The sequence below is a fragment of the Citrobacter sp. W9 genome, from assembly GCF_026719375.1.
GTDB classification, from domain to species: Bacteria; Pseudomonadota; Gammaproteobacteria; order Enterobacterales; family Enterobacteriaceae; genus Citrobacter; species Citrobacter werkmanii.
In genome coordinates this window covers 46,812-69,297 of record NZ_JAPPTE010000022.1, presented here as the reverse complement: position 1 = coordinate 69,297, position 22,486 = coordinate 46,812, and the positions used below count along the sequence as shown (strand labels likewise).

At 49.4% G+C, this 22,486-nt stretch carries 40 protein-coding genes; all 40 read left to right on the top strand.

What is annotated here, in order from left to right; translation table 11 throughout:
* Positions 1-71 (top strand): hypothetical protein (locus OOJ59_RS23340; RefSeq protein WP_002906209.1); only part of this gene is annotated, 71 nt, incomplete at its 5' end.
* Complete coding sequence (locus tag OOJ59_RS28110) at positions 53-277, top strand: hypothetical protein (RefSeq protein WP_326929231.1); 225 nt, start codon at positions 53-55, stop codon at positions 275-277. The genes OOJ59_RS23340 and OOJ59_RS28110, both read left to right, overlap by 19 nt.
* The gene (locus OOJ59_RS23335; protein WP_009652897.1) at positions 258-947 is read left to right on the top strand and encodes a hypothetical protein; all 690 of its coding nucleotides are present in this window, start codon (positions 258-260) and stop codon (positions 945-947) included. The genes OOJ59_RS28110 and OOJ59_RS23335 overlap by 20 nt, the downstream gene beginning before the upstream one ends.
* 594 nt (positions 948-1,541) lie before the next feature.
* The gene (locus OOJ59_RS23330) at positions 1,542-2,105 is read left to right on the top strand and encodes a hypothetical protein (RefSeq protein ID WP_007372259.1); all 564 of its coding nucleotides are present in this window, start codon (positions 1,542-1,544) and stop codon (positions 2,103-2,105) included.
* 12 nt (positions 2,106-2,117) lie between these two features.
* Positions 2,118-2,534: a hypothetical protein gene (locus OOJ59_RS23325; RefSeq protein WP_016241566.1), complete on the top strand. Its 417-nt coding sequence runs from the start codon at positions 2,118-2,120 to the stop codon at positions 2,532-2,534.
* A 121-nt stretch (positions 2,535-2,655) separates the two neighbouring features.
* The gene (locus OOJ59_RS23320; protein ID WP_007372261.1) at positions 2,656-2,907 is read left to right on the top strand and encodes a hypothetical protein; all 252 of its coding nucleotides are present in this window, start codon (positions 2,656-2,658) and stop codon (positions 2,905-2,907) included.
* 15 nt (positions 2,908-2,922) lie between these two features.
* Positions 2,923-3,195: a hypothetical protein gene (locus OOJ59_RS23315; protein ID WP_016241565.1), complete on the top strand. Its 273-nt coding sequence runs from the start codon at positions 2,923-2,925 to the stop codon at positions 3,193-3,195.
* 13 nt (positions 3,196-3,208) lie between these two features.
* Positions 3,209-3,592, top strand: coding sequence for a hypothetical protein (locus OOJ59_RS23310; RefSeq protein WP_007372262.1), 384 nt, complete (start codon positions 3,209-3,211; stop codon positions 3,590-3,592).
* A gap of 62 nt (positions 3,593-3,654) precedes the next feature.
* Positions 3,655-4,359, top strand: a complete 705-nt coding sequence (locus tag OOJ59_RS23305; RefSeq protein ID WP_007372263.1) for a hypothetical protein — start codon at positions 3,655-3,657, stop codon at positions 4,357-4,359.
* A gap of 168 nt (positions 4,360-4,527) precedes the next feature.
* The gene (locus OOJ59_RS23300) at positions 4,528-5,700 is read left to right on the top strand and encodes a hypothetical protein (protein WP_048213837.1); all 1,173 of its coding nucleotides are present in this window, start codon (positions 4,528-4,530) and stop codon (positions 5,698-5,700) included.
* A gap of 792 nt (positions 5,701-6,492) precedes the next feature.
* Entirely contained in the window at positions 6,493-6,828 is a 336-nt protein-coding gene (locus OOJ59_RS23295; RefSeq protein WP_007372266.1) for a hypothetical protein, read from the top strand.
* Positions 6,829-6,975: 147 nt separating this feature from the next.
* Positions 6,976-7,569 (top strand): hypothetical protein, encoded by a 594-nt coding sequence (locus OOJ59_RS23290; protein ID WP_007372267.1) that lies wholly within the window; start codon positions 6,976-6,978, stop codon positions 7,567-7,569.
* 92 nt (positions 7,570-7,661) lie between these two features.
* Positions 7,662-7,928 carry a hypothetical protein gene (locus tag OOJ59_RS23285; RefSeq protein ID WP_007372268.1) on the top strand — a complete coding sequence of 89 codons (267 nt, stop codon included), beginning with the start codon at positions 7,662-7,664 and terminating at the stop codon, positions 7,926-7,928.
* 108 nt (positions 7,929-8,036) lie between these two features.
* Positions 8,037-8,495 (top strand): hypothetical protein, encoded by a 459-nt coding sequence (locus OOJ59_RS23280; protein WP_007372269.1) that lies wholly within the window; start codon positions 8,037-8,039, stop codon positions 8,493-8,495.
* A 35-nt stretch (positions 8,496-8,530) separates the two neighbouring features.
* Positions 8,531-9,007 carry a hypothetical protein gene (locus OOJ59_RS23275; RefSeq protein ID WP_007372270.1) on the top strand — a complete coding sequence of 159 codons (477 nt, stop codon included), beginning with the start codon at positions 8,531-8,533 and terminating at the stop codon, positions 9,005-9,007.
* Positions 9,008-9,081: 74 nt separating this feature from the next.
* Positions 9,082-9,357, top strand: coding sequence for a hypothetical protein (locus OOJ59_RS23270; protein ID WP_007372271.1), 276 nt, complete (start codon positions 9,082-9,084; stop codon positions 9,355-9,357).
* Between the two features lie 114 nt (positions 9,358-9,471).
* Positions 9,472-9,744: a hypothetical protein gene (locus OOJ59_RS23265; protein ID WP_007372272.1), complete on the top strand. Its 273-nt coding sequence runs from the start codon at positions 9,472-9,474 to the stop codon at positions 9,742-9,744.
* 154 nt (positions 9,745-9,898) lie between these two features.
* The gene (locus OOJ59_RS23260) at positions 9,899-10,204 is read left to right on the top strand and encodes a hypothetical protein (RefSeq protein WP_016241563.1); all 306 of its coding nucleotides are present in this window, start codon (positions 9,899-9,901) and stop codon (positions 10,202-10,204) included.
* 12 nt (positions 10,205-10,216) lie between these two features.
* Positions 10,217-10,510 (top strand): hypothetical protein, encoded by a 294-nt coding sequence (locus tag OOJ59_RS23255; RefSeq protein ID WP_007372274.1) that lies wholly within the window; start codon positions 10,217-10,219, stop codon positions 10,508-10,510.
* Positions 10,511-10,604: 94 nt separating this feature from the next.
* Entirely contained in the window at positions 10,605-12,677 is a 2,073-nt protein-coding gene (dinG, locus tag OOJ59_RS23250; protein WP_016241562.1) for an ATP-dependent DNA helicase DinG, read from the top strand.
* A gap of 20 nt (positions 12,678-12,697) precedes the next feature.
* Positions 12,698-13,018 (top strand): hypothetical protein, encoded by a 321-nt coding sequence (locus OOJ59_RS23245; RefSeq protein WP_016241561.1) that lies wholly within the window; start codon positions 12,698-12,700, stop codon positions 13,016-13,018.
* A gap of 87 nt (positions 13,019-13,105) precedes the next feature.
* Positions 13,106-13,528, top strand: coding sequence for a hypothetical protein (locus tag OOJ59_RS23240; protein WP_024196082.1), 423 nt, complete (start codon positions 13,106-13,108; stop codon positions 13,526-13,528).
* Positions 13,529-13,609: 81 nt separating this feature from the next.
* Positions 13,610-13,774, top strand: a complete 165-nt coding sequence (locus OOJ59_RS23235) for a hypothetical protein (protein WP_007372277.1) — start codon at positions 13,610-13,612, stop codon at positions 13,772-13,774.
* Between the two features lie 26 nt (positions 13,775-13,800).
* Positions 13,801-14,196, top strand: a complete 396-nt coding sequence (locus tag OOJ59_RS23230; RefSeq protein WP_024196081.1) for a hypothetical protein — start codon at positions 13,801-13,803, stop codon at positions 14,194-14,196.
* Positions 14,197-14,377: 181 nt separating this feature from the next.
* On the top strand, positions 14,378-14,569 hold the full coding sequence (locus OOJ59_RS23225; protein ID WP_016241560.1) for a hypothetical protein: 192 nt from the start codon (positions 14,378-14,380) through the stop codon (positions 14,567-14,569).
* A 130-nt stretch (positions 14,570-14,699) separates the two neighbouring features.
* Entirely contained in the window at positions 14,700-15,395 is a 696-nt protein-coding gene (locus tag OOJ59_RS23220) for a hypothetical protein (RefSeq protein WP_007372278.1), read from the top strand.
* Positions 15,358-15,615 (top strand): Lar family restriction alleviation protein, encoded by a 258-nt coding sequence (locus tag OOJ59_RS23215; RefSeq protein WP_306083951.1) that lies wholly within the window; start codon positions 15,358-15,360, stop codon positions 15,613-15,615. Before OOJ59_RS23220 ends, OOJ59_RS23215 begins: the two co-directional genes overlap by 38 nt.
* Positions 15,616-15,667: 52 nt before the next feature.
* Positions 15,668-16,126: a hypothetical protein gene (locus OOJ59_RS23210; protein WP_008786599.1), complete on the top strand. Its 459-nt coding sequence runs from the start codon at positions 15,668-15,670 to the stop codon at positions 16,124-16,126.
* 147 nt (positions 16,127-16,273) lie between these two features.
* Entirely contained in the window at positions 16,274-16,414 is a 141-nt protein-coding gene (locus OOJ59_RS23205; RefSeq protein WP_007372281.1) for a hypothetical protein, read from the top strand.
* 15 nt (positions 16,415-16,429) lie between these two features.
* On the top strand, positions 16,430-17,062 hold the full coding sequence (locus OOJ59_RS23200; RefSeq protein ID WP_007372282.1) for a hypothetical protein: 633 nt from the start codon (positions 16,430-16,432) through the stop codon (positions 17,060-17,062).
* 457 nt (positions 17,063-17,519) lie between these two features.
* Positions 17,520-18,194 (top strand): hypothetical protein, encoded by a 675-nt coding sequence (locus tag OOJ59_RS23195; protein WP_008786597.1) that lies wholly within the window; start codon positions 17,520-17,522, stop codon positions 18,192-18,194.
* The gene (locus OOJ59_RS23190) at positions 18,191-18,655 is read left to right on the top strand and encodes a hypothetical protein (RefSeq protein WP_008786596.1); all 465 of its coding nucleotides are present in this window, start codon (positions 18,191-18,193) and stop codon (positions 18,653-18,655) included. The genes OOJ59_RS23195 and OOJ59_RS23190 overlap by 4 nt, the downstream gene beginning before the upstream one ends.
* Positions 18,656-18,793: 138 nt before the next feature.
* On the top strand, positions 18,794-19,033 hold the full coding sequence (locus OOJ59_RS23185; protein ID WP_007372285.1) for a type II toxin-antitoxin system CcdA family antitoxin: 240 nt from the start codon (positions 18,794-18,796) through the stop codon (positions 19,031-19,033).
* A 2-nt stretch (positions 19,034-19,035) separates the two neighbouring features.
* Entirely contained in the window at positions 19,036-19,344 is a 309-nt protein-coding gene (locus OOJ59_RS23180; protein WP_007372286.1) for a CcdB family protein, read from the top strand.
* Positions 19,345-19,364: 20 nt separating this feature from the next.
* On the top strand, positions 19,365-19,523 hold the full coding sequence (locus OOJ59_RS23175; protein WP_016241558.1) for a hypothetical protein: 159 nt from the start codon (positions 19,365-19,367) through the stop codon (positions 19,521-19,523).
* A 154-nt stretch (positions 19,524-19,677) separates the two neighbouring features.
* Positions 19,678-20,232 carry a hypothetical protein gene (locus OOJ59_RS23170; protein WP_007372288.1) on the top strand — a complete coding sequence of 185 codons (555 nt, stop codon included), beginning with the start codon at positions 19,678-19,680 and terminating at the stop codon, positions 20,230-20,232.
* Positions 20,233-20,301: 69 nt separating this feature from the next.
* Complete coding sequence (locus tag OOJ59_RS23165) at positions 20,302-20,919, top strand: hypothetical protein (RefSeq protein ID WP_007372289.1); 618 nt, start codon at positions 20,302-20,304, stop codon at positions 20,917-20,919.
* 22 nt (positions 20,920-20,941) lie between these two features.
* The gene (locus OOJ59_RS23160) at positions 20,942-21,472 is read left to right on the top strand and encodes an HAD domain-containing protein (RefSeq protein ID WP_016241557.1); all 531 of its coding nucleotides are present in this window, start codon (positions 20,942-20,944) and stop codon (positions 21,470-21,472) included.
* A gap of 301 nt (positions 21,473-21,773) precedes the next feature.
* Positions 21,774-22,061 carry a glutaredoxin family protein gene (locus OOJ59_RS23155; RefSeq protein ID WP_016241556.1) on the top strand — a complete coding sequence of 96 codons (288 nt, stop codon included), beginning with the start codon at positions 21,774-21,776 and terminating at the stop codon, positions 22,059-22,061.
* Between the two features lie 10 nt (positions 22,062-22,071).
* Positions 22,072-22,470 carry a hypothetical protein gene (locus OOJ59_RS23150; protein WP_007372292.1) on the top strand — a complete coding sequence of 133 codons (399 nt, stop codon included), beginning with the start codon at positions 22,072-22,074 and terminating at the stop codon, positions 22,468-22,470.
* Positions 22,471-22,486: the final 16 nt, after the last annotated feature.

The window sequence follows — 22,486 nt, the reverse complement described above, 5'->3', positions numbered from 1 at the left end:
CGATGTTATTCACCCTGGCCAACCTGTTTCGGGTGGACCAAATGATACGTCAGTGGGAGAGATCTCAGTAAAAACCGGAAATAACGCCAGAAATGGTGGAAAAAATAGCCTAAATAGGCTGATTCGATGTGTTTGCGGGAAAAAAATCGGCCCAGATCCGCGAAATTTTAATCAGCGAGTCAGCTTGGGAAGAAATGACCTGCTTATTCGCACCTTCCTTAGGTCTGAATGTAAAGCACTTGTAGAGGTGATGCGGTATGAGTCACGAGCGCATTGAGGTTTTTGGTGATGGAGGCAGCTGGATAGCCGAAAGGCTTAAGTCATTCAGGTTAACGATCTTGGGTCAAAGTGAGTCGTTGTCTATCGTCAGGAACCCGACTGACAATTCTGCCTGGGTGACTCACGATGATACCGGCCTTGTTTTATGTCCCCTCCATGTTGATGGTTCGTTGGCCCCGGATATCGCTGAAGCTACTGAGACGGTGGAGAAATACATCTCCCGAGTGAGCCCTGCGGGAATATCAGCACGGATAAAGCAAGCCCGTAACCACCTGGATAGAATTGCCGCACCGGTAGACTCACGTTCTGCGGCAGCACTGTTAAGACGTGGCGGAATCCCGATTCTCTCACTGCGAACCACGGAATATCTGAAGTGGTACGAGTTGTTAGCGAGACTGGCGAAAGGTCAGGCTCTGTCACCATCCATCTGGGTGGATAACTACCTTGCCGGTGATACACCAGAAAGTGCATGGGCTAATGGACGCGGACTCTATGAGTTAATCAACAATGGGAATATGACATCAGCCAATACGATTTTCCCGGTCTGGTATTCTGTAGCTCTCGCACTGGGAAGATTCACAACAGAAGAACTACCTGTGATGAACGCCTGGCCGAGCTATTGTGATGGAACCCGTGTGGAGAGTTTTATCCAGTTGTATCGTGATTAATTCTTATTCATATGTCATATGATTAACGCTAAAGAAGATCTGCGGTAAGTCTGGCCGTTACCCGGAACCCCGGGACAGACCGAAACTTGCTTTCGGGTTGTCTCGGGGTTGGCCGAGCGAAGCGCTGGCAAGCACCACACCTATTTTGAGGAGAAGCCAATGTTAATTTCGTATAAGAGCAAATTGAAATTAGGATCTATCGCACTATGTTCATTTGGTGTAGGTATGGGCGTTATGCTATCAAAAACCGTTCCACTATCTTTAAGCGCTGTAGTAGTACTCGCCTTTTTCTGGTTACTCTCAATCATTTGTTTAGGGGTTGCTGCTTTCTTTTGTTCCGATTGAAATTGTGTAGTTCATACAGTACCCCGAATAATCCCCGCCTTTGTCAGTAGATAACCGTGAGGCAGACCGAAACTTGTTTTCGGGCTGTCGAGGGGTTGGCCGAGCGAAGCGCTGGCAAGTACAGACCATATTGTTCCCCCTGCATTTCTCATCGCTAAATTCTTTCTTGAAATATCGTCAGATTCCCTGTTTGTCACCCACCAGCCTCATGTTGTTATTGACCTAACTGCCATTCAATGGGAAGCAACAATGTTTAATTTAATCGCGAAGGCTAAAGAAGCAGGTTATCAATTCTGGATCAGTGCCTCCAAGGTACTGACAGTTACTACCGGAACCGAGATGGGGCTGACGATTATTAAAACTGTAACTGATATTAACCCTTGCTTGCTGGTGGCGGAGTTAATGAACCTTGGGATCACGTTATCCCCAGATAATAATTATTTCTGCTGGTTGGATAGCGAAGGTGTCCTTTGGGCCGTTGACCGCCACCATCTCTATCGAGGAAATACAGGGGAGCATGGGGTAAACTGGGATGTCGTCTATCATCACGGCATGGTAATTAATACCCCTGAGCAGGCATCCATCCTTTTCAAAATTCCCCACATTGGGCGCTTTACTGCCACTGTAATGTATAGCGCTGGCTATACACCCGACTGGGCTCTTCCAGCCTTTGTTGATTTTTCTGGTGAACCGGATCATGAAACAATACTGTCGTGGTTATCCGAGGTAGGCATTCGTAATGCAGGAATGCATCTCGAAGATATTGAGTTTCTTTCTGTTGAAGAAAATCCCGACGCTTATATCTCTCTTTAATGAGGTCTCTGTATGTCAAACGTTAAACCTTATTCCTGGGTAGTTCGCTTCGATGTTGCTCCTCAGTGGGTAGCTGACGGCTTTATCATGACAGATACCACAGCTCTCGAAATGCTATCTGATGTTATCAACTATGCAAACGATCACGAACTTGCCGCATTGGTTATTTCAGCACCCGATGCAGAAAGAATTTCCGAGGAGCAAGGCTATTTGGCTTCTAACAATGCGGAGCTAATGCGTCAGGTGCTAATCGGCTCACCGCAGGCATATGCTAAAGCATCTGTGGCAAATACCCTGCTAAAGGCTATAACCGCACTTGAGCAAACGCAGGATAATAAGCAGGTCGTTAAAGAACTGCATTCCAGCCTCGCTTTACTGACGGGCAATAAGCCTATTTCGGACATTATCTGGTTTCCAACCCCAGAATAATTCTTTCATAAAGAGCTTAAATCTTTAGCTCATTTATTTATGGATTTTCTATTCGTCAGCCACCCAGCGTGTGTTTAACTGAAGTTAGTAAACAAAACGAAAAACATACGCGGGGTGATTTATGAATACTGCAATTCATCAAGTACGAAATAACGTTCGTCGCACTACATCTGCACGTCCTGTTTGTTATCCAGTTCGCCCGCAGACAGAGAAAGAACTTTTTTCTGTAGGCCGCAGCCTCTGGTATCGCTACACCACTTCATTTGGCCCGTGCCGTGAAGTTCACCATCATCATGTGCAGCAGCTTGCACACCTGGTGGGTAAATCTGTTGGCTATGTTGAACATGCCATTAATCATTACCTCACGCATTGAACGAGGCGGCTTAATATGTCTACTCAAATCTATTGTGCGGTGCTTCGCCATTTCATGATGATGGCTGCATCCTCCCAGCACTCATTGATTGTGCTGAAGCAATTATATAACGCAGAGATTTCATCGAAAGCTCACCTGGCCGGTCTCTCCGTGTCCGAAGCTGAAGCGCTCCTGGCTCTACCATCCACCAGCTGGCGCAAACGCGATGATGTAATTCATGAGCTGAACATTCGCCTTAAGCAACTCACTAGCGTAGCCACACCGCCAGCTCAACAAGTCGCAAACTGAAGGAGTCTATAACATGCTGCCATTTCTCATTTTGCTGTTCTGCTCATCGCCTGAGACGGCGCGAATGATCCTAATCTACGCTACCGATGAATCTGCGGCCCGCCTCCAGGCGCTTGAAGATTTCGCACGTCTGAATGATTCGGGTTTTGCTGCTTCCGCCCAAACCCCATATGAGTGGGAGAATCCTCACGGTGACCAGCTCTTTATTGAGTCGGTATACCCGGTTCCATCCGGCGATTTATCTGCTATCCGCCGTATGCTCGGGGATGACGATGCCCCATATACCGACAAGCACCTTATTGCCGGTTTACTGGAGGACAGCCGACGTATCCAGATGATTGAACCGAATGCCGGTACTCTTTCTCGTATTGCTCAGGCAGAGCAGTACCTTCAGTAGACTTGTGTTCCGACCGCCCACCAGCAGGTGGGCTTCGGGCTAATTTCCTGTACGAGGTATGTATGCAAGGTACACCACGCTGGTGGCAGAACGGTCGTCGGGTGCAGGCCGTTCTCGCAGAGAATCAGACCGCAGATGTAAGGCTCAATATCGGCCCAGAAAATGACTTCTGGTTTACTGATGATGGTAATAATCCTGTTGCTGTGCTTAGGGTTATCGGCCCGGTCTGTCCACTGGATCCGCTAAAATTCACCTCCAGTATCACTGATGTCCTTCCTGAAGATGTCCATAGCTATAAAAAAGCCCTTCAGGAACACCAGATGATAAACCGGCCTGTCTCGTTCTATCTTGCACTTGCCGATGCCTGGTTGCTTGTTAACGAACAGCAGCCGGTTTACCAGTTCCGCATCCGAAACCAGTACAACGGCATGACTACTGAATGGAATTCCGTTGCCCGGGACAAAGTCATTGAAGTGATTAAGATGCAGCCGGAAACCGCTGAATTCCGGGTTCTCGTCCCATCGGCTCCTGAGCCTGCTGCGAATGCCCGGCAGTTGATCTCAGAAATTGAAGGTCTGCGTGAAGCTATTGGGAAACTCTACCCGGCAAATACTGATGTACGTCGTATTGCCAGAAACAGCGGCTGGATGCATGTATACGACGACACCAATGCCAAAATGAACTTTGCAGACAATGCCAGAAATACCCCTTATCTCGATGCCTTTGTGACTCAACTGCATCTCTTCCTCACAGATGATCGAGAGTAGATGTAAAACCTCCCTGAATCTTTCTGCTCTAACCAGCGCTGTCATATAGCATTTTTTTGACGGCGCTGCCGGTTGCGCTTTTATCAAACATGGTAAATACATTGTTTCATGCTGTCTGGCTCCCGGGCGCGGAGTTATCGTTGATGGAACCAAGTTGAGATATTCGAAATGAAAAGACCAACGGCACATAAAAATGACCGTCTGCCGGTGCGAAGATCTAACCCTACAACGCCTCAAGCAAGAGAGCGCGTTATTGCCGGGCTGGTGGCCTCAGCTACATCTGACTTCGTCTACCTCGTTCAGTGGCTGAAATCAGGAAAGCAGAACGGTGACCCTCTACAGCTATCCAGATGGGATAGCCTGAGAAATGCAATAAGCCACCTTGAGACGCTTGATGCTGGTGTACAACCTGACTGGCGCAAAGTCCTCACCCTGGTGTCGCGGGAAATTCATACCAGCCATAATGTCCAGGCGGTTGTTACTCCTCCGTCTAAAATCGCCGGTGGTATACTCAGCAACCTTAACGACATCAGCCAGAAGATAGCGACCGGGCTTGCTTCCCCTGACATGCTCGGCAGGCTCGATTATATGCTTCAGTTGACCGCAGGCCTGGCAGGTGGTGATGATCTGACGCAAAGCATCCGTAAGGTTTCAGACAGTGCAGAAAAAGCCCTACGTGGTTATGACAAGCCGCAGGCAAAGGCCAAAACGCCTAAACCGGCCCCACCAGCTCCTGCATTCCGGGATGATCAGACGTTCAGGCAAGAGTGTGCGCCACTGATTGGGGTTGATGACCTCTTTGTTCTGGCTAATTGCCTTATTGCGATGTCCGCCCGCCTGGGCCGTTCTCCTGTCAGCCTAGCGAAACGCGCAGCGGGTTTAAAAGGTGTGATTAAACCCGATATGCTGGCTGACCTGCTGGAGCTCTTACAGCAGGACGTGGATCTGACCGCCCTGGCCCCGCCACCCAGGGTTAAAGACGATAATAGCCGCAGTGATGGAGGTAAGCTCGTCGGTTTAACCGGGGTCGTCGAAGGTGGCGCGTCAATCGGTGCTGAAGCGCAGCGTATCATCACCGCAGAACTGAAGAAGCACTCGCCGCTCACTTCGGCGCAGCGCGTATCTTTCGATACCGCCCGTGCGGGTCTGGCGCTGGAGAGCGATACATTCCGGGTTATTGAAGAGATCAGACGTATTGCAGCATCACTCAACTGGAGACCGCTGGCTGTCGCGGCCCATGCCGCGCATAAATCGCCTGGTATCCGCCCGGAGATTGCCGGGGATGTGATCACGTTGCTGGCGCAGGATGAGGCCTTAACCACCAGCAAGCCTAGCCGTTAAGTACCTGCCGCGCTGACTACAGCTTACCTCGCGATATTGCACCAGCAGCTCAGAAATAATACCGGTATAAACGTCCGCGTTTTGCCGGTATTTTAATTCGCCCTATTTTTAGAATTAGCGATAATAGCGTTGCTTATTACGTATTTTTACACTCAGAAACCTTCGTCACATGAATAGGGTATGGTTCACTGAATAGACAAAGACGTTAAATCTGGTCAGCTACAGAAAGGAGGATTTATGTAAATGCTCTCGTTACGTTCAAACTCTTAAAAAACTGCCGCGCCTGCCTATATAAGCCAGGCTGTAGACCTGAAGTCTACAAATTTAGCGTTACTGACAATTCACAATCCAGTGAACCGGCCCACACTAAGGAGGTTATATGCGAACGCGTAACTTTAAATCTGAGTCTATGTAATCTGATCAGCTGGCGCTGCCGAGAATGGCGGACTCCGCTACCCCGGTGATAGACCGGGGTAGCAGGAAGAAAGAGTAACGATTTACCGGTTTTAAAACCAAATTTTCGTCAAATGGGATACAAGCGCCCAAGGCCGGTTCCCGTCTGACAGACCGAAGTTGTGATGTGTGCATCGCCCCCCTGGAAGTTGTTTTATTGAATTGCTGTGTGTAGTTTTGCGGGGATAATACCCCGCTTTTTTTTTGCTTATTCTTCTTCGTCACCCCACCTTCCTGTGCCATCATACGTATAGAAAATAACTTTTCACTTCTGACCCTTTTTCAGTTGAAGTCTTATGATTTGATATTCCGCTAATACACACACATTAAGGAATGAAAATGAGCAACGATATTCATAACAAAATTGCTGATGCTTTAGCTTCTGTTGGTTTAAAACTTTCCGATGGATATACCCGGGCCGCACTCTTACTGAAGATGAAAGGTTCAGTTAGTCTCAATTTTGCTGTTGATGGCAAACCTGTCACTGTCACTCTCCATATGACTGAATCGGGTGATGTTACTGCTACCACTGATTATGACGATTCAACCGCTACTGCCGCAGCAGCAGCCGCAGCCACTACAACGCCAACACAAGAGTCGGTGGAAAAACCAGCAGAAGAGTCGGTGGAAGAGCCAGAAAAAAGTAATACACGAAAAGGCCCAAGGCCTAAGTAATAACTGCGCTGGAACTACATGTTGGCATAATTATAAATATCAAAACTGGCGGGGTTAAATCCCCGCTTTTTTATGCCCGATTTCCTTCGTCACCTGAATACCCCGTGAGACTATAAGTAAACAAAACGAACAACACGGGGCAACGCCATGACCACCAGCAAAGAGAAAAATGTATTCTACGTTCACTACTATGAATCCGACTCCAGTGGTGGCGAACTGCCACTGATGCGCATTGAAGCGGAGAACGAAGATGAAGCCAACCTGATCTGTCTTCGCAACCTCGCGGATGTTTATGACGTTGATCATGACGACATCAGTCTTGAAGACGGCTTCGAAGTGAACGGCAATAGCGTTTATCTGCAAGGTATCTACCCGGCGACCTCAGAGCAGGCACTGGTAGTTGATGCGGTATTTAATATGACTTCTGTAGAACCAGTCGCTGAGGCTGTGACCGGCACGGCGGAATCCGCCTGCGGTATCAGCCTGGTCTCTGATAAGGTCTGGCTGGAAAGCTGGTTCGACCTCGAAGACAAATTTGCTGATCAGATGGCCCACGTCGCTGAAGATGACAAGTCTGATACACGCTTCTTGCTCTACCGTGACCAGGTCATCGATGTGCGTGAATGCGAGACATCTTCTGTCCCAGGCTGGGATCTCCAGTTCGGCTTGAGCGGCGGTACGCAGATGCTATTCATTCGCCTTTCTGATGATGGCGATCACGTTGCACTGGGTCTCGAATAACTGCTGCCTGCGCCCGGGCTTGTTTGCCCGGGTTGCTCCCCTCCCCTGAATCAAACCGAGTATCATGACATCATTCTGAGGAGTACCAGACGATGAGCGAAGTAAAGCACTTCAGCATCACGAAAACCGTTGATTTTTACATCAATGAAGCATCCCCGGAAATTATTGCGGGCCGCAGGATCTATCTGGAAACCGTATTGATTCCTCGCCTTCGTACCGGCCTTGCCGTGCTCAATAAGATGGGCCTGACCGAGCGTGAAGATATGGAGCTGCGCGATGTGTACCAGCGTGGCGTGGAATTTTTTGACAAATTGTTCGATGGCCCTGTCCCGCAGGCCAATACCACCACCAGCCACTAATCCGCAAATTTTGTCCTTTTTTTACCCGGCTCTGACTTCGTCACCCGGGTAACCAGTGATTTAATAAGTAAACAAAACGAACATACCAATAATCACTGGGGATGCACCATGTTTAAAAGTCTGTCTGAATTGATGACCAGCGTTGGCAAGACTGATGCGCATAAAGTCTCGATAGTCCAGGTTAAAACCGGTGTCACCTCGTGGGGCCGCAAAAACCAGTCATCCCGGCCTACGGCTGAATACCAGATCTGGATGGATACTCCTGACAACGACAGTCGTATCGTCCTGAAGCTGAATTTCGTGCTGAGTTCCCGCCGTAACCAGCCTGAGAAGAATGCGCCCCTGAATATTGAAATCAGCCAGTACGCTAACTGGGATACGGTGAAACGCGCCTGGGCGGAATGCGCTCCTGAACGCTATATGCGGCTGGAGAATGAAACGACAGATGAGTTTATGTCCACCAGCGGGGTCTGGGAAGAAGCATCCGTCATCACCAATGACATGCAGCCGGATTACCGCTACTTCTATCCAGGCACGTCCTATTACGTGGCAAACGACAGCTACTGAAGCCAGAAAACACACCATATAACCGAGGATCTACCATGACCGACGCTATCCAGACTGCCCCTGAAAGCTTCAGCCTTTCTTCCCTGACCGACCTGTATCGCACAGTGCAGGCAACCGAGTCCCACGCTCTTTCAATGATGCGTGTCCAGAGGGGGATCACCTCCTGGGGGAGCCGTCGTATAACTGACCGCCGAACTGAGGGGTTCACCGTCTTTCTGGATGCGCCGGATAACGCCAGCCGTATTACTGTTAAAACGGAGTTCGTGCTGAATGCAGCAAAGACCGGCCCTGATACGTCTAATGATCTGGTGGTGGAAGCGCGTGAACATTCAGGCTGGGATGAGAGCCGGAATTGTTTCACTGTTACCCGCGAGATCGGCGAACTGCGGGTTAATGCTGGTGGTGAAAATCATGCTGCTACACTTCGTCAGCTGTGGAAGCTGCTTCACGCGCAGGCAAAAGCCTACCAGTCCAGAAATACTGCCGGTAACGCCACCTGGCTTATGTTCTGATAAGCCCCGGGCATGGTAATGTGCGTCACGACATTACGCCGTGGCGCACTACGTTCGTTTAGAAGGAAATGAAGATGAAAATAAGCCAGCTGGAAGTCGGGATGAGTGTCTGGTCGGTTAGCCGGGTAAATATGGGCAACACCACACTTAAAACAGTTGTCGTCCACCCGGTCGTGATTGTCGAAGTCCATGATAACCACGTCATAGCCACCTGGAATGGTAACGCCCCGCGTCGTTTCGGTGAGTCCGTCGTTAAGGGCTGGAAGAAAGAAAAGCCGTTGCTGATCCGTGAAGGTTTCGGGCAAATGCGCCTGGCTACCAGGGAAGAGAAAGCGCTGGCTGGTAAGTAACCCCCTTCGTGACCTGTATGACCCGTGGTGTAATGGCTCCGACAACCTGGCAGTTTTCGCAACGCAACACTCTGCCGCAAATCACCCTCCACGGGGCCAGACAGGGAATACACGATGACCGATGCCATTCTCTCTGAAGAGCTGTACTTCAAATACCTCAACACCTACGAACGCGAAAGCAGGTTTCGCATTGACTCTTTTCGCTTTGATGGCGAGCCTCAGTGGACAACCAAATTCGGTCAAGCTCGCATCCGCCCTTCTCAGGTACGTGTACTGCTCTGCCGCTGCGGGGCAAACAACTGGAAAGACGATGGCAGGTTCGCCAATGAGTACTGCTGCGACAGCTGCGGACAGTTCGTGGAGGTGCTACAGCATAACGACCGTTGATTCGCGTCCCGGGGCCGGAGCTGATGGCTCACTGATAAACCATTTCAGACCGACATATTCATTCTGATAATACCCGACGTATCGCCTTCGTCACCTGCCGGGCCCGTGTTGTACTGGTATCAGTACAACATAAAACGAGATCACGGGGCGCATCATGCAGACACTGACCGACGTATTCAGCGATAAGGCGAATAAAGCCTTTCATTCGATTTTCGCCGATTTCCTGCCCACCAGCGCGGATGGGGTAATCACCTTTACGGTTCGCGGCTATGGCGGAAAAACTGCCTGCATGACCGTCCCCTCTGGAACCCCGGTTTTCGTCTTTGGCACTGAAGAGCTCGCCGACTTCCATCGCTCCGCCGTGGCGGGTGAATTCTACATCGTTGATCACGGTGGTTTCCGCACCCTGAATCAACAGGTAGAACGTGGCCGCGTCCCAGTCATCTACGACATCCTCTGAAGGGATCCGATTATGGCAATCGACACAGTTTACCGCCTGCGGCTCGATTTCGACGTGTATAACGGCGATGTCATCGACACCAAAGAGCAGGAAGACAAAGACCAGATCTCCATTGCGAAAATCACCCAATTTATCTTCGATGCCTCCGTTCGGCTCAAGCTTGATGCCTGCGAAACCAGCGATGGCGGGCCAGCACATGGGCCTTACTGTGTTCTTGAGCACTGCAACCGAGCTGTACTGGAACAGGCCGAAACTGAAATTAAACGCTATGTGAGACGCTTTAAAGGCCATTCACTGGAAGACTGATGAACCCGGTACATCCACCAGCATGAGGATGTACCTGACTTCGATAGCCGCTGCCGGGCTGTGCCTCCTGAGCAGCAGAGGACAAGGTACGGATATGCCAGACAATAAACCCCGGATGACTGCCGCTGAAATGACTGAGCGAGCCTATCACTTCTTCCTGGACGCAAAGGGTCTGTCCCCTCGTGCCGGGCAGGTAGACATGATGGCGTTTTGCAGCGCAGTCGTTAACGCTACCCCCGCTGAGGAGCAGTATCGCGTCGGGGTTATTGAGGCCGGTACGGGGACAGGGAAAACACTCGGGTATTGTCTGCCGCTGATCCCCCTGGCGATGGAAAAGCATAAGACGCTGATCATCTCCACGGCAACCGTTGCGCTTCAGGAACAAATCATCTCCAAGGATCTGCCAGAAATACAGGCGAGAGCGGGCCTGAGCTTCTCCTATGCGATGGCGAAGGGCCGTAGCCGTTACTTCTGCCAGATGCGCTGTGACGTTCATATGGAAAGCGAGATGAATGCCTATGGCTACATCCGCGATGATGTGGAGGATATCAGCAAGGCCTTTGCTGGTGGTCACTGGACAGGAGAGCGTGATTCCTATCCTGATGAGATCAATGAGGCGGTATGGGGTCGGGTCAATGCTATTGGCAGTCAGTGCCCTAAAAAGCGTTGCCCACATTATCACCGTTGTCCGTTCTTCCTCGCCCGCGCCCTGCTGGAGTCGGTGGATGTGGTTATCGCCAACCATGACATCGTATTGTCTGACCTGTCACTGGGAGGCGGTATTATCCTTCCCCCGCAGGAAGAGTCCATTTATGTGTTCGACGAAGGTCACCACGTTCCGCAGAAAGCAATTAACCACTTTGCGACCTCCGCCTCTCTCGATGCCAGCAGGCATTTCATGAGCGAAATCTTCGACATGGTAATGACCATGCCAGAGTCCTACGGCGGGACTATGGAAAAGCACGTGCAGCAGCTGGTGGAGCTTGCGGGCCATGCCGGTGATGAGCTCGGTGAGCTGCGGGGGACACTTTTACGCTCCCTGAACTGGCGAAACGATCACGAAATGCCAAATGGCACGGAATCGGACATCTATCGCTTCCCGGAAGGTTTCGTTCCTGAAGATATTGCGGCCCTGTTTAAGCCTGGGTTAAAGACAGTAAACGAGATGCAGAATATCGTTGTGAAAATGACGGCGATTGTAGATGAGGCCGGGCGGGATATCAGCGAGGAAGAACTGGCCCTTCAAAAGATGGCTGTCGGCGAGCTGGCAAATCGCCTGGCGGGTATGCATCAGGCTCTGGCCTCATACTGCGGGAATAAAACCGTCTCTGGTATGCCTATGGCCCGGTGGATTAACGTCCGTCGTACTAAACGCAGCACCGAAGTGGTGATTAATTGCAGTCCGGTCTATGCGGGCGAACACCTGAAATCCGAGCTCTGGTCGAAGGCTTATGCCACCATTGTGACCTCGGCAACAATCCGCTCCCTTAGCAAGTTTGACGCATTCCTGGAGCAGGCCGGTCTTCCAGTCGATACACCTACCCTGCTGGCCCGCAGCCCGTTTGATTACCAGAACAACGGCGTGTTGTTCATCCCCCGTATGCGCTCGGTTCCGACCAATCATGAAGAACATACGGCGGAGATCATCGAACTCCTTCCCAAACTGGTGCTTCGGCTTCAGGGTTGCCTCGTGCTGTTCGCCTCCCGCAGGCAGATGGAAGAAGTCAGCAAGGCGATGCCTCAACACATTTCACCGCTTCTGCTGATACAGGGGGCACTTCCAAAACGGGAAATACTGCTGCGCCATAAGCTCAGAATCGACCGTGGTGAGCCGAGCATTATCTTTGGTATGGCTTCTTTCAGTGAAGGGGTGGATCTGCCTGGCGTGTACTGCAACAACGTCATCATTGCCAAGCTGCCTTTTAGCGTTCCGACCGACCCGGTGGGCCAGACCCTGACGGAGTGGCTGGAGAAAAACGGGCGTGATGCTTTCCGGGAAATCTCGATACCGGAGGCCTGCCTCAAACTGACCCAGTCCGTTGGTCGGCTTATCCGCACAGAGAGCGATACCGGCGCGGTGACTATCCTGGATAAACGCCTGAAGACAAAAGCCTACGGGAAAGACATCCTCGCATCCCTGCCCCCTTTCAGGCGCGAAATTCGTTAATCAACAGTCGAGAGGTTGCTATGCATAAAATTGAATGCCCACGCTGTCTGGGTGGTAAGGGTGAGATCCGAGCGTTCCGGCACGTTCAAGGCGGTGTGTGTTTTCGCTGCAAGGGCCGGGGGTATGTCGAGGTGAAAACCATCCCGAAGCCTTCTATCCGGTTTGTTGCTATGCAGAAATGGGCAAATCCAGAGGACGTTAACTACAACAATGGGGATTTTATCAGGACGTTCTATTTCAAGGCCCGAAGTCAGGCTGAAGCAACAAAGAAGCTTCAGAAAAAACTCGGCGCGTCAGGTCGTGAGTTTTATGCCACTCCTGCGGATGATGTCCAGCAATAAATGGGGGCGTTTTGTAGTGGTTTATTCACTCTGAAATCTATCACTCTGGTTATGATTGGTTTCGAAACAAATGACAGGTGGTAACACATGAAAAACCAGGCTAAAACACAACATTCTGTTTTTAAGTTCATTCGAGCTGCGATTCCGGTAACAGTTCTATCGGCTATACAGTACGCTGTCATTTCTACATTGCTGGTGGTTGGAAAAATTGACCTTCAATGGTCGGAACTCGCTACATCACTTCCGTTATGTATTATTGCAATATTCTCAACAGCATTTGTATTTTACGACCCAAATGAATATGAGTACTTTCTTTCAGTGCTGGGAATGCTTACCGTTTGGGTTTTAGTGTTTATTGCATCAATACTCCTACTTGTAATCGCGCGAGGTTTTTCCTTCATCACAAGCAATTATGTAACATATGCTGAATTGGCTTCCTATTCCATACAGATAGGAATGATGATTGTATTTTACTTCAAGAGGGATAGTCTTAATCAACAGACCCTATAGATACAGTATTTCGCGATTAATATTATCATTGAACATTAACGCACAAAATTTACCCCCACGTCATACAAGGTTACCGATGCAATGAAAAATAAAATTATCGATGCAAAACTTGCATTTTTTAAAGTAGAGGGAACTCCAAGTACTGGTCACGTTGTGGTTATCGGGAAACCATCATCTGGGAAAAGTTTCTGCCTTACTGATGAAATAACGCGTTTGTTAAAAGCAGGTAAAAACCACGAAAATTAATTTGAATATTGCAAGCGGGGTTTGCTATGACATCAATTATTACCACTTTATATGAAAAACTTTCATTTCGTGTGCTCGCAGTTCCGCTGATTATTTTCAGCATTGAATTTTTGATATGGGCAGTGCTTATTCGAGAAAATGTTATATCCGGGGACTGGCCTTTGTATAGAACTTGTTTGTTCGCTTGTTTTTCCTCGCTGATTATAACTGGATTCACATTCCAGAATCCTGAAGGCAGTGATTTCCTAAAGGCAGCAGCAGGTCTCCTTGGATGTCTGGCCTTGGGGGGATTGATAATTATTATTTATTATATTGGCACTCTCGAATTTCCGATTATCACTGCCAAGATGGTTTGGATTTTCATGATGGCAAGCTTTACGTCTCAGCTTTTCACTTGCCTGATGAAATCGATGACTGATTAATTTGAAGTTCAGCAAAAACAATTGCAGAGCAAAGTTATTTATTCACTCATTTTGCGATCTAAGTATGCTTACGCTGAAGTAACCGAAAAGTACCTTTCTTGAAAAGTTTTTTCGGGATTTTAGGAGAAATGGATAATGGCATTCTCACTTACTTTCCATCAATACATTCTGGAGTAATAACATGTTTACTTTAGTTCTCGTGATTGGGCTTTATTCAAGTGGTCTTAATCCAAGTGGTGTCACCTCTCAGAAAATACCTGACTACAAAACCTATGATGAATGCCAGAGTGCCGCGCCTAAAGCAAAGCGTGGGGAAACTATCACCATCTTAAGTTATTGCATTCCCCAGCCTGCGGATAAGACAAAGGCGTAAAGGCTTCGCTATATGTGAATTATCGAAGGGGTGTCCATTTCATACCCGATTACTTCGTCAATTGTCGACCGGTGGGATAATAGGATTAAAACAGTTTTTAGCTTCACGATATTATGGAGAAACCGCCGTCATGCACCCATTCGATTCGGTCAGAGTAAAACTGAGTTTTGCCGGAAAGCCACCAGCGGCTTTACTGCAAAGCGCCCTATTTCTTGAAAATCAGCGTCCCGAATCCTCCAGTTGGAGCGACCCGGGCACGGCGGGTAATACACTGCTTCGCGACATCCTCCGGTCACAACCGGTTGAACTGAGCACTCTACAAGGCGTGGTTAATCTGACTACTGGCAACCTCGGTAAAGCCGAATGTAGTGAGTTGCTTGCACTGATGGGCCTTCGTAGCTTCGGTGAAGAAGCTGCTGAGTTAATGGTTCGCAATGCGTCAATGGTTTTTGCGAGTGGACAGGCTAATGCAAAGAACCTGATTCGCATGGAAGTCACTAAATCACACCTTACTTCTGATAAGCAGGTCATTGTCAGTACTGAAACCCTTGAGCGGCGTATGTACGTCATGAACAGCAACGGTATCTGCTTCGTCGTTGAGCCTGAGATCTGCCTTGATGCCGAGAAACTGCCGGGCGCGGATTTCTTTATCACTGAAGACGAAATGGATGCTGCGGGCGTGAGCCGCTGGGGTGAAAACGGCAGTCAGCACTGGCGATGCATGGTTACCTGGTTCAATGGCAGTAGCACCATCATGAACGAAATGGGACACATGTACGAGCTCGGTGATGAACCTGAAATTCGGCTCAATAGCTTCGGTGGATAAAGCCCACCAGCGAGGAAATACGATGAGACACGATAACGTCAAGCCCTGCCCTTTCTGCGGTTGTTCATCTATCCGGGTTCGGGAGATTTCGAATAATTTTCGCGCCTGCTGCAATTCCTGTGAGGCCACGGTGGCGTTTCAGGACTCCGAACAAGCCGCTGTGACGCGCTGGAATACCCGCGCTGAAGAGAAACAATCTGGCGGACTCCAGTCAGCATAAATTAAGCCCCGGGCTGCTCTGGGCCTGAATACCGATAAGAGGAAACACCGACATGAAATTTTACATCAGCGACGTTTTATGGAAATCCGGGCAGGCATTCATTTTCTCGTTTGTCACTGCTCCGGCAGTTGCGTTACTGCTCATTCTGTTCTGCACAGTTCTTACCAGTTCACCATCCAAGGTCTTCCTCGATCAGGCCCGTAGTCTGGTTGGAAATGCCACCAGCACCTCGGTCATGGTTTGCCCTGAAGAGAAAGCAGTGTTTGCCGCGTTCCGCTCCTCAGAATGCCAGCGACACGTGGTGAATGCCGATGATGCCATTAAACAATGGGACTCGCTGTTGCTCAAAGGCTACCTGATAGTGGCGGGTATCGCTCTTATCTGCTGGATGGTAAGCGAGGCAGTTAACTACCGCAGAAAGCCGTGGCGCTATGGGATCCGTCCCTCTGATATGACATTTAGCTATACAAAACTCGTGCCGAAAGAATCCGATGATGACGCGGATAAATAACCACTCATTTAGCACGGCAGACAGCCGGTCAATGCCAGCAGCACAGGGGGCAGTATGGGTAGACCTACAGGCAATATCGTCAGACTCACAAAATCAACAGGCCGCAGCAGCGACTTTTTCGGGCCATGTGAGTTGTGTGGAAAACATATGTCAGAAGCATTCCGTACCCGAAAAGCGCGTGAGTGGCAGCGTGAAAATGGCGAACTCTATTACGGCCATGATTCCGCCGTCATGTATGCACATGAAAAATGCATTCTGAATCTGGAAAGCAAATTTACCTCAAATTAACGACTGGTGAGATTTATGAAAATACCTCTGGGTAAGACGTTCCCAATTTTTTTTATCTTATTGGTGGTGGTGCTGGGGGGCGCTATCGCCGAGAAACTGCTATGGGAGGGACACCTCTATCCCGATTTTCTTATCAGTGATGCCTATGTGGCGAAAGATACTCAATTGCAGGCCAGTAACGACACAACACTGTTGAAGCAGTGCTACGCTCAGCACTTAACTGGATGTGAAAAGTATTATAGAAGCTTCAGCCAACTGGAGGTCAGGGGTAACGATCTCAAGTCGCTGTGTAAAGTCCTGACAAATAACACTGATCTGGACGTCTTTCAGAGTGATGCTCAATTGCTGGTTCGTTGCTCACGATGGAATGTTTTCCGTGTAATTCCATTTAAACCTACAGATAACGCAACTGATAAATTTAAGCCAATGGTCGATATGGTTGGGAGCTGGATGGCCTACAACCGGCTCTCAAAAGAGCTACTTCATGAAGATCCGGTCGATATCTTTTTTGTTGGACTGGATGAGGGAAAAAAGCAACTATCCCTGAAATATTGCTTTACCGGGGTTGATCAAATTCCTCCTCAAGTAGCTTTCCAGCGATGTGACACCGAGTCGGATACGACTAAAACCCAGAGTGACAAATCATGATGACATTTCTCGCTAATTTGCATCGCCATACTACGGCCTGCCGCAGCTTCGCATTCTTCACTCTGGTCTCCGGCCCGGCGATTGCTTTATTTATCACGTTCATCTGCATGAACTATTCAGGTTCACCTTCAGCGCATCTGGTTAGTGCAGCCAGGGCTGTCATTGATGGTGCTCCGGTCGGCAAACTAATGGTATGTACCGAAGAGCCACAATCCACGACTCCCCCGACACTTATCGAATCTCCCTGCGTTCGCGAGGCGGTCGATGAATCAATAGTAACCGCGAAGTGGGATTCAAACTTCCGAATGGTTTACGCAATGCTTGCTCTGCTTTCTTCTGTTATCTGGTGTCTAGTGAGCGCCACACGAGCGAACATATTCAAGGACGCTAAACCCCCTACTCGATAAGCCTGTCAATTCTCAAATAAAATGATGAAAAGTTGTGAAATTAAGGAGTGATGATGAACATAAATTACAGTATTAATAACAGTGTGCTCATGATGATGAGTGAGTTTATGATTACAGCTTTTGTAATCGTAATACTTTTTGTGATTGTATTAGTATATAACAAAGCGTTTAAGTCTGAATTAAGCATAAAAATATTTTGTTTTAGTCAGTTAACAGCCATTTTCATTTCCGTATTAGAAATAACAACAAAAAGAACAAATGCTGGAAGTATCAGTATTACATGGAGTGACGGCATCCATCAGTTTTATACTCACGTTTTTCTGGGGTTTGCTTTTTCTTTCTTACTTTTTTTGCTTGGTCTTTATGACTACAAAATGAAAGGCAACAAAGATGGTTTAAAGGATTGCAAAAAACATGTTTTACCGTGTTTCATAGGGAGTTGGTTCGTATTAATAATATTCTTTTTCTCCGCTTCGCCTTTGCGCTATGAGGAGAATTTGATTACGGATGCTCGCGTCGTAGCTTCGGATCCCAATCGAACCACAATTATCTATGCTGATGGGTTCTACTGGCTATTTGATATGGATAGAAATGAATTTGATAAGTCTATATCCAGAGAGATAGTCAGAGGCAACTACAAGATGTTATGTACTTCAGATACACCAGCTACCTGCTGGGCGGGCAGAAAATTCCCCAAAAACACATCACTGGATAAAGTTTTATGAAAGATTGTAACGCTGAGAAATATAGCTATTCATGTCTTTTCGCAGCGGTATTTAGACCAGGTGAAATGCCTGTCATTTCCGCGTTCCGGGCGCGGTATTGGGCTCTAATCATTCGATGGGCATTGCGTTTCGGTTACACCGTTTGCCTGATTGGCAGCACTGGAACCGGAAAAAGTTACCTCATCGAAAGAACGCTACCAGGACGGATCATTGATGCCCGACTGTTACTGGTAAAGAATGATTGGCATGGCCCTGTGCCATTCAGTTTGCGCGGTGCAAAGCCCGGCCCAGTTGGCATTGATGAGTCGTCCAGCTTTTCAGAGGAAACGCTGCGTCAGAACGCGGAGAACCTGAAAGAAAGAGGGGTAGTGTATACAGCACAAAGCATTGATAAAGCAGCTAAAGTTGCAGCCAACCTGCCAAACAGGCGTGTGTTGCTTATCATGATTGGAAAAACGTAGCCTCTGCGGTCTAGGCCATCTGACCTGCTGAACTGACGCAGTAGACTCTCTCGGAGGCAAACAAATTTGCTGGTGGGATAAAATGGGCGCATACTTAAAGCACGTGTAATCGACACGTGCTTTTTTATTGGAGGACACATGCAGGCTACAGCTGCTCGCCAGAAAAAAACCGTCAGTGTCACCCTTGAGCCAATGCTCGTACAGCAGGCAAAAGACGCTGGGATTAACTTGTCCGCCACGCTGGCAGAAGCGCTTCAGAGCAAACTGAAGGCCAGTGCAGCGGAAGAATGGAAACGACAGAATCGTGCTGGTATTCAGGAGTTGAACCGCATCACTGAAGAGCATGGGTTACTGTCTGACGAATACAGGACGTTCTGATAATGCAATATACCGTTTACCGCAATCCCGGCAACAGCCAGGCATACCCTTACCTGCTGGATATACAGAGCGACATCATTGGCGAGTTAAATACCCGCCTGGTGATCCCCCTTCATCGGCTTAAAAAAGGAGCCTCGGCCCCGGTTGCGCGATTAACTCCGGTCATACAGGTGGAAGGGAATGACGTTATCCTGATGACGCATGAAATGGCTTCAGTCCGCGTGAAGCAGCTCGGTCAGGCGGTCATGGACGCATCTCCGTTCCGGCACACTATCAAAAGTGCGGTGGACTTCCTGCTGGATGGTTTCTGACAGAGATAATGAGCGAGAAAATGATGAAGCAAAATGAACTGCTGGAAGTGGCAAAAGCCATGCGCGATTATATTGATGCCCTCCCTACCGATGTCGTTGCAGCATTACCGGTGATGCCGGGATTTGATCGAGACTGGGCCGACGAAGTCATTTACGAAGCCGAATCCGCCAGCAAATAACCCCCCGTCTGCGCCCGTTTCATCTGAATTCGGGCCGTCACAATCTTTCTGATTTTATTGAGAAAACAGCCTCTTTTTGTCCCCTTTTTTCCTTCGTCAGCAGACTCAGTCGTTCGATAATAAAAACAGACCAACACAACCACTGAGGTGTTTCATGTTAGCGATTATCCCGGCAGCAGGCACTGACAAGGTTTTTAAAACCTCCCTCAAACACGTGCTCGATGAGGACTTCCTGTTTGCAATGGCTTCAAAAGCAAGCGCGACGTACATTTCATCCCATATCAGCGATGACGGTGAGGGCACAGTGTTTTTCAGTCTGAGCGACTGGGATAACCTCAAGCCTTCCTTATCGGCTGATGGCTGGGATGGCGATACGATGCCCGGCTTCATTGATTTGCTGGATGCAATCGCAGCGCAGGGCTATAACACCGTCGAATTCCACATTTCTCACCCACTGGTGGTTGGCGCGGTCTGGTTCACCGATGAGTATTACTTCACGGTTACCCCGCTGGCGTATGACCTTGCCACGCTGGATGGTCAGTTTGTTCTGCCGGATGGCTCTTCCTACCGGCTGGATGACCTTGATGAAGTCAGCTATGACGAAATGACCGACTACTTTGACGGCATTATCGAAGTCGATGGCGATACCATGCTGGGTGTAAAGCGTAACGACGATGACACCGTAAACGTCAGCAAAATCGAAAGCTAACCCCTCCTCCCCGGTGTCGGTATCCGCCGCGCCGGGCTATTTTCCTGCCATCATCCTCTGGAGTGTTTCATGAAAGACCGTTTTTATCTGGTCAGCTTGCGTGACACCGTTGGTAGCAATACCGCTTTTCATAGCCATCACGGCAGAGGTTACAGCACCGATCAGCGTAATGCCCGGGTTTACACCCGCGAGGAAGCACAACGCGCATGGAATACGGGACGGGAGTTTGACCTGCCGGTTGATGCCGATGCAGTCGACCGCCATCTCGTGTTTCATGTTGATCATCAGTTTGTACCGGGAAAAACCATTCTCTCCGAAAGCGCCACCAAATATGTCGGCTTCGTTAATGGCCAATGGGACGGAAACGATCTGTTCTGGCTGGCTGATGCGGGTACTACCACGGATTTTTCCCTTGCCAGAGTTTTTGACTCACCACAGGCAGATAGACCTGATGTCGTCTGGTTACCCCATCACATCCCTGACGCTGCAAAGCGCCCTACCTTCAGTGTTGAGCGGATAGACCGCCGTAAAATGACGCAGGGGGCCGGTCTGCTGATGCCTGCCTGGCTGAAACGCCAAAATCGCCGACAGTCAAAGGGGCTGACTCGCTGGAATTGCCCCGGGTGTGGCCGTATTTCATGGCAACAGAATCCGTATGATTTTGATGGTTGCCGGTTCTGCATATAGTCAACTACCGCGAGAGGCCTCTATGTTCCGATTATTACAGAAGTGGTTAGTCAGGTTTACCTGTCAGGACGATATAGATTGTATGTCGACCCGGCGCTCTGCGGGCGAGTTCTGGCTGGAAATAGATGCCCGTCGTCACTGGATTTTCCTGGACATCGACGGTGTACTCCACCGGGCGGAAAACGGGTCACTGGAGTTTATGCCTGTGCTGGATCACGTGCTGACGCAATGCCCGCAGACGGGAATTATCCTTTCCACAAACTGGCGTACCGGCGTACCCCGGGAGATGGTGCTGAGTCATTTCCCTGCGGGTATACGCGATCGGATTGCTGGACTCAATCCCGATCTGGATGGGCTGGTGAATAACCACGTGCGTTATCACGAATGCATGGCGGTCGTTAAACGGTTCGGCCTACAGCATTACACCTTCGTGGACGATACCGCTCGACTCTTTCCAACTGACTGCCCTGCCCTGTTCCTGACTCACCGGCACGAGGGGCTGAATGCAACGCAGGGTAGCGCTTTGATAGACCGGATTCGGTTAATGAAATGACCGGTTTAAGGCTGAATACAAATTATTAATGAGGATGCGTTATGAATGAAATCCCACAATACGTCTATGACCTGATCGGTATTTGCCTCTTTGTTGGAATGTGGGTCGGAGGCGTTCTGCTTATTTGGTTTATTTTCTCTAATGGAGAGAGCGACGAATAGCCAGGCAACTGGCGCAACTGATGTTGCAGGATGGCCCCAACAATATCTTACCTGCTTACGCTCTGATTACCCGCGCAACGCTTCGTCAGAAGCGGAAAGCTGGGATAATGAATATATCCCGTATACACCAGGCTATCCCAATGAAAATTACTGTGTTTACTGCCCCTGATTGTCCGAAATGTCGCATGACGCTTACCCGCTTTTCTCTGGCTGGGGTGGACGTGAATGAGATCCCGCTGGTGGACAACGCAGATCTCGTTCGCCTGACACAAAATACCGGTGCGCCGCTGGTGGTGGTGGTCAACGATTCGGGCCGTGTGACGGGTTGGGGTGGGTTCCGGCCAGATCTTATTGCGACAACTGCCAATGGCTGGAGTGTCGGGTCACTCGATATCCCCCCGTCGCTGGTTAATCACGTCCTTCACTGAGGTAAACGCCATGCACAATATCTCTGTCGAAATCCCTGCGGCCCTCGGCGTACATCCTCCTTCAGGAGCGGATGTCGTGCTTATAGACGATCTGAATAACGCCCTCGCCGGTGCTGGCTTACCGCAACTGAAGATAGAGCCGATAACGTGGACACCGCCATCAGGCCGACCGGTGATCTACCGGTCTGAGGTTCCCGATATCCTGCGCATTGCAGGTATAAACCCTGACACCTCTGACATGGTGAAAACCTTCTGTTCCGGGCCACTGCCGATTGACGATAACGAGCTGGATGCCCTTCTGGAGATGCGCGAACGGGACGGTCATAGCGAAAGCTTCAGGATCGCGCTCTGTGGGGCGCTGGACGCGATTCTCATTCGACTCTACTCAGCAGAGCGTCAGCTTCGTTGAAACGCCAGTAAAGACG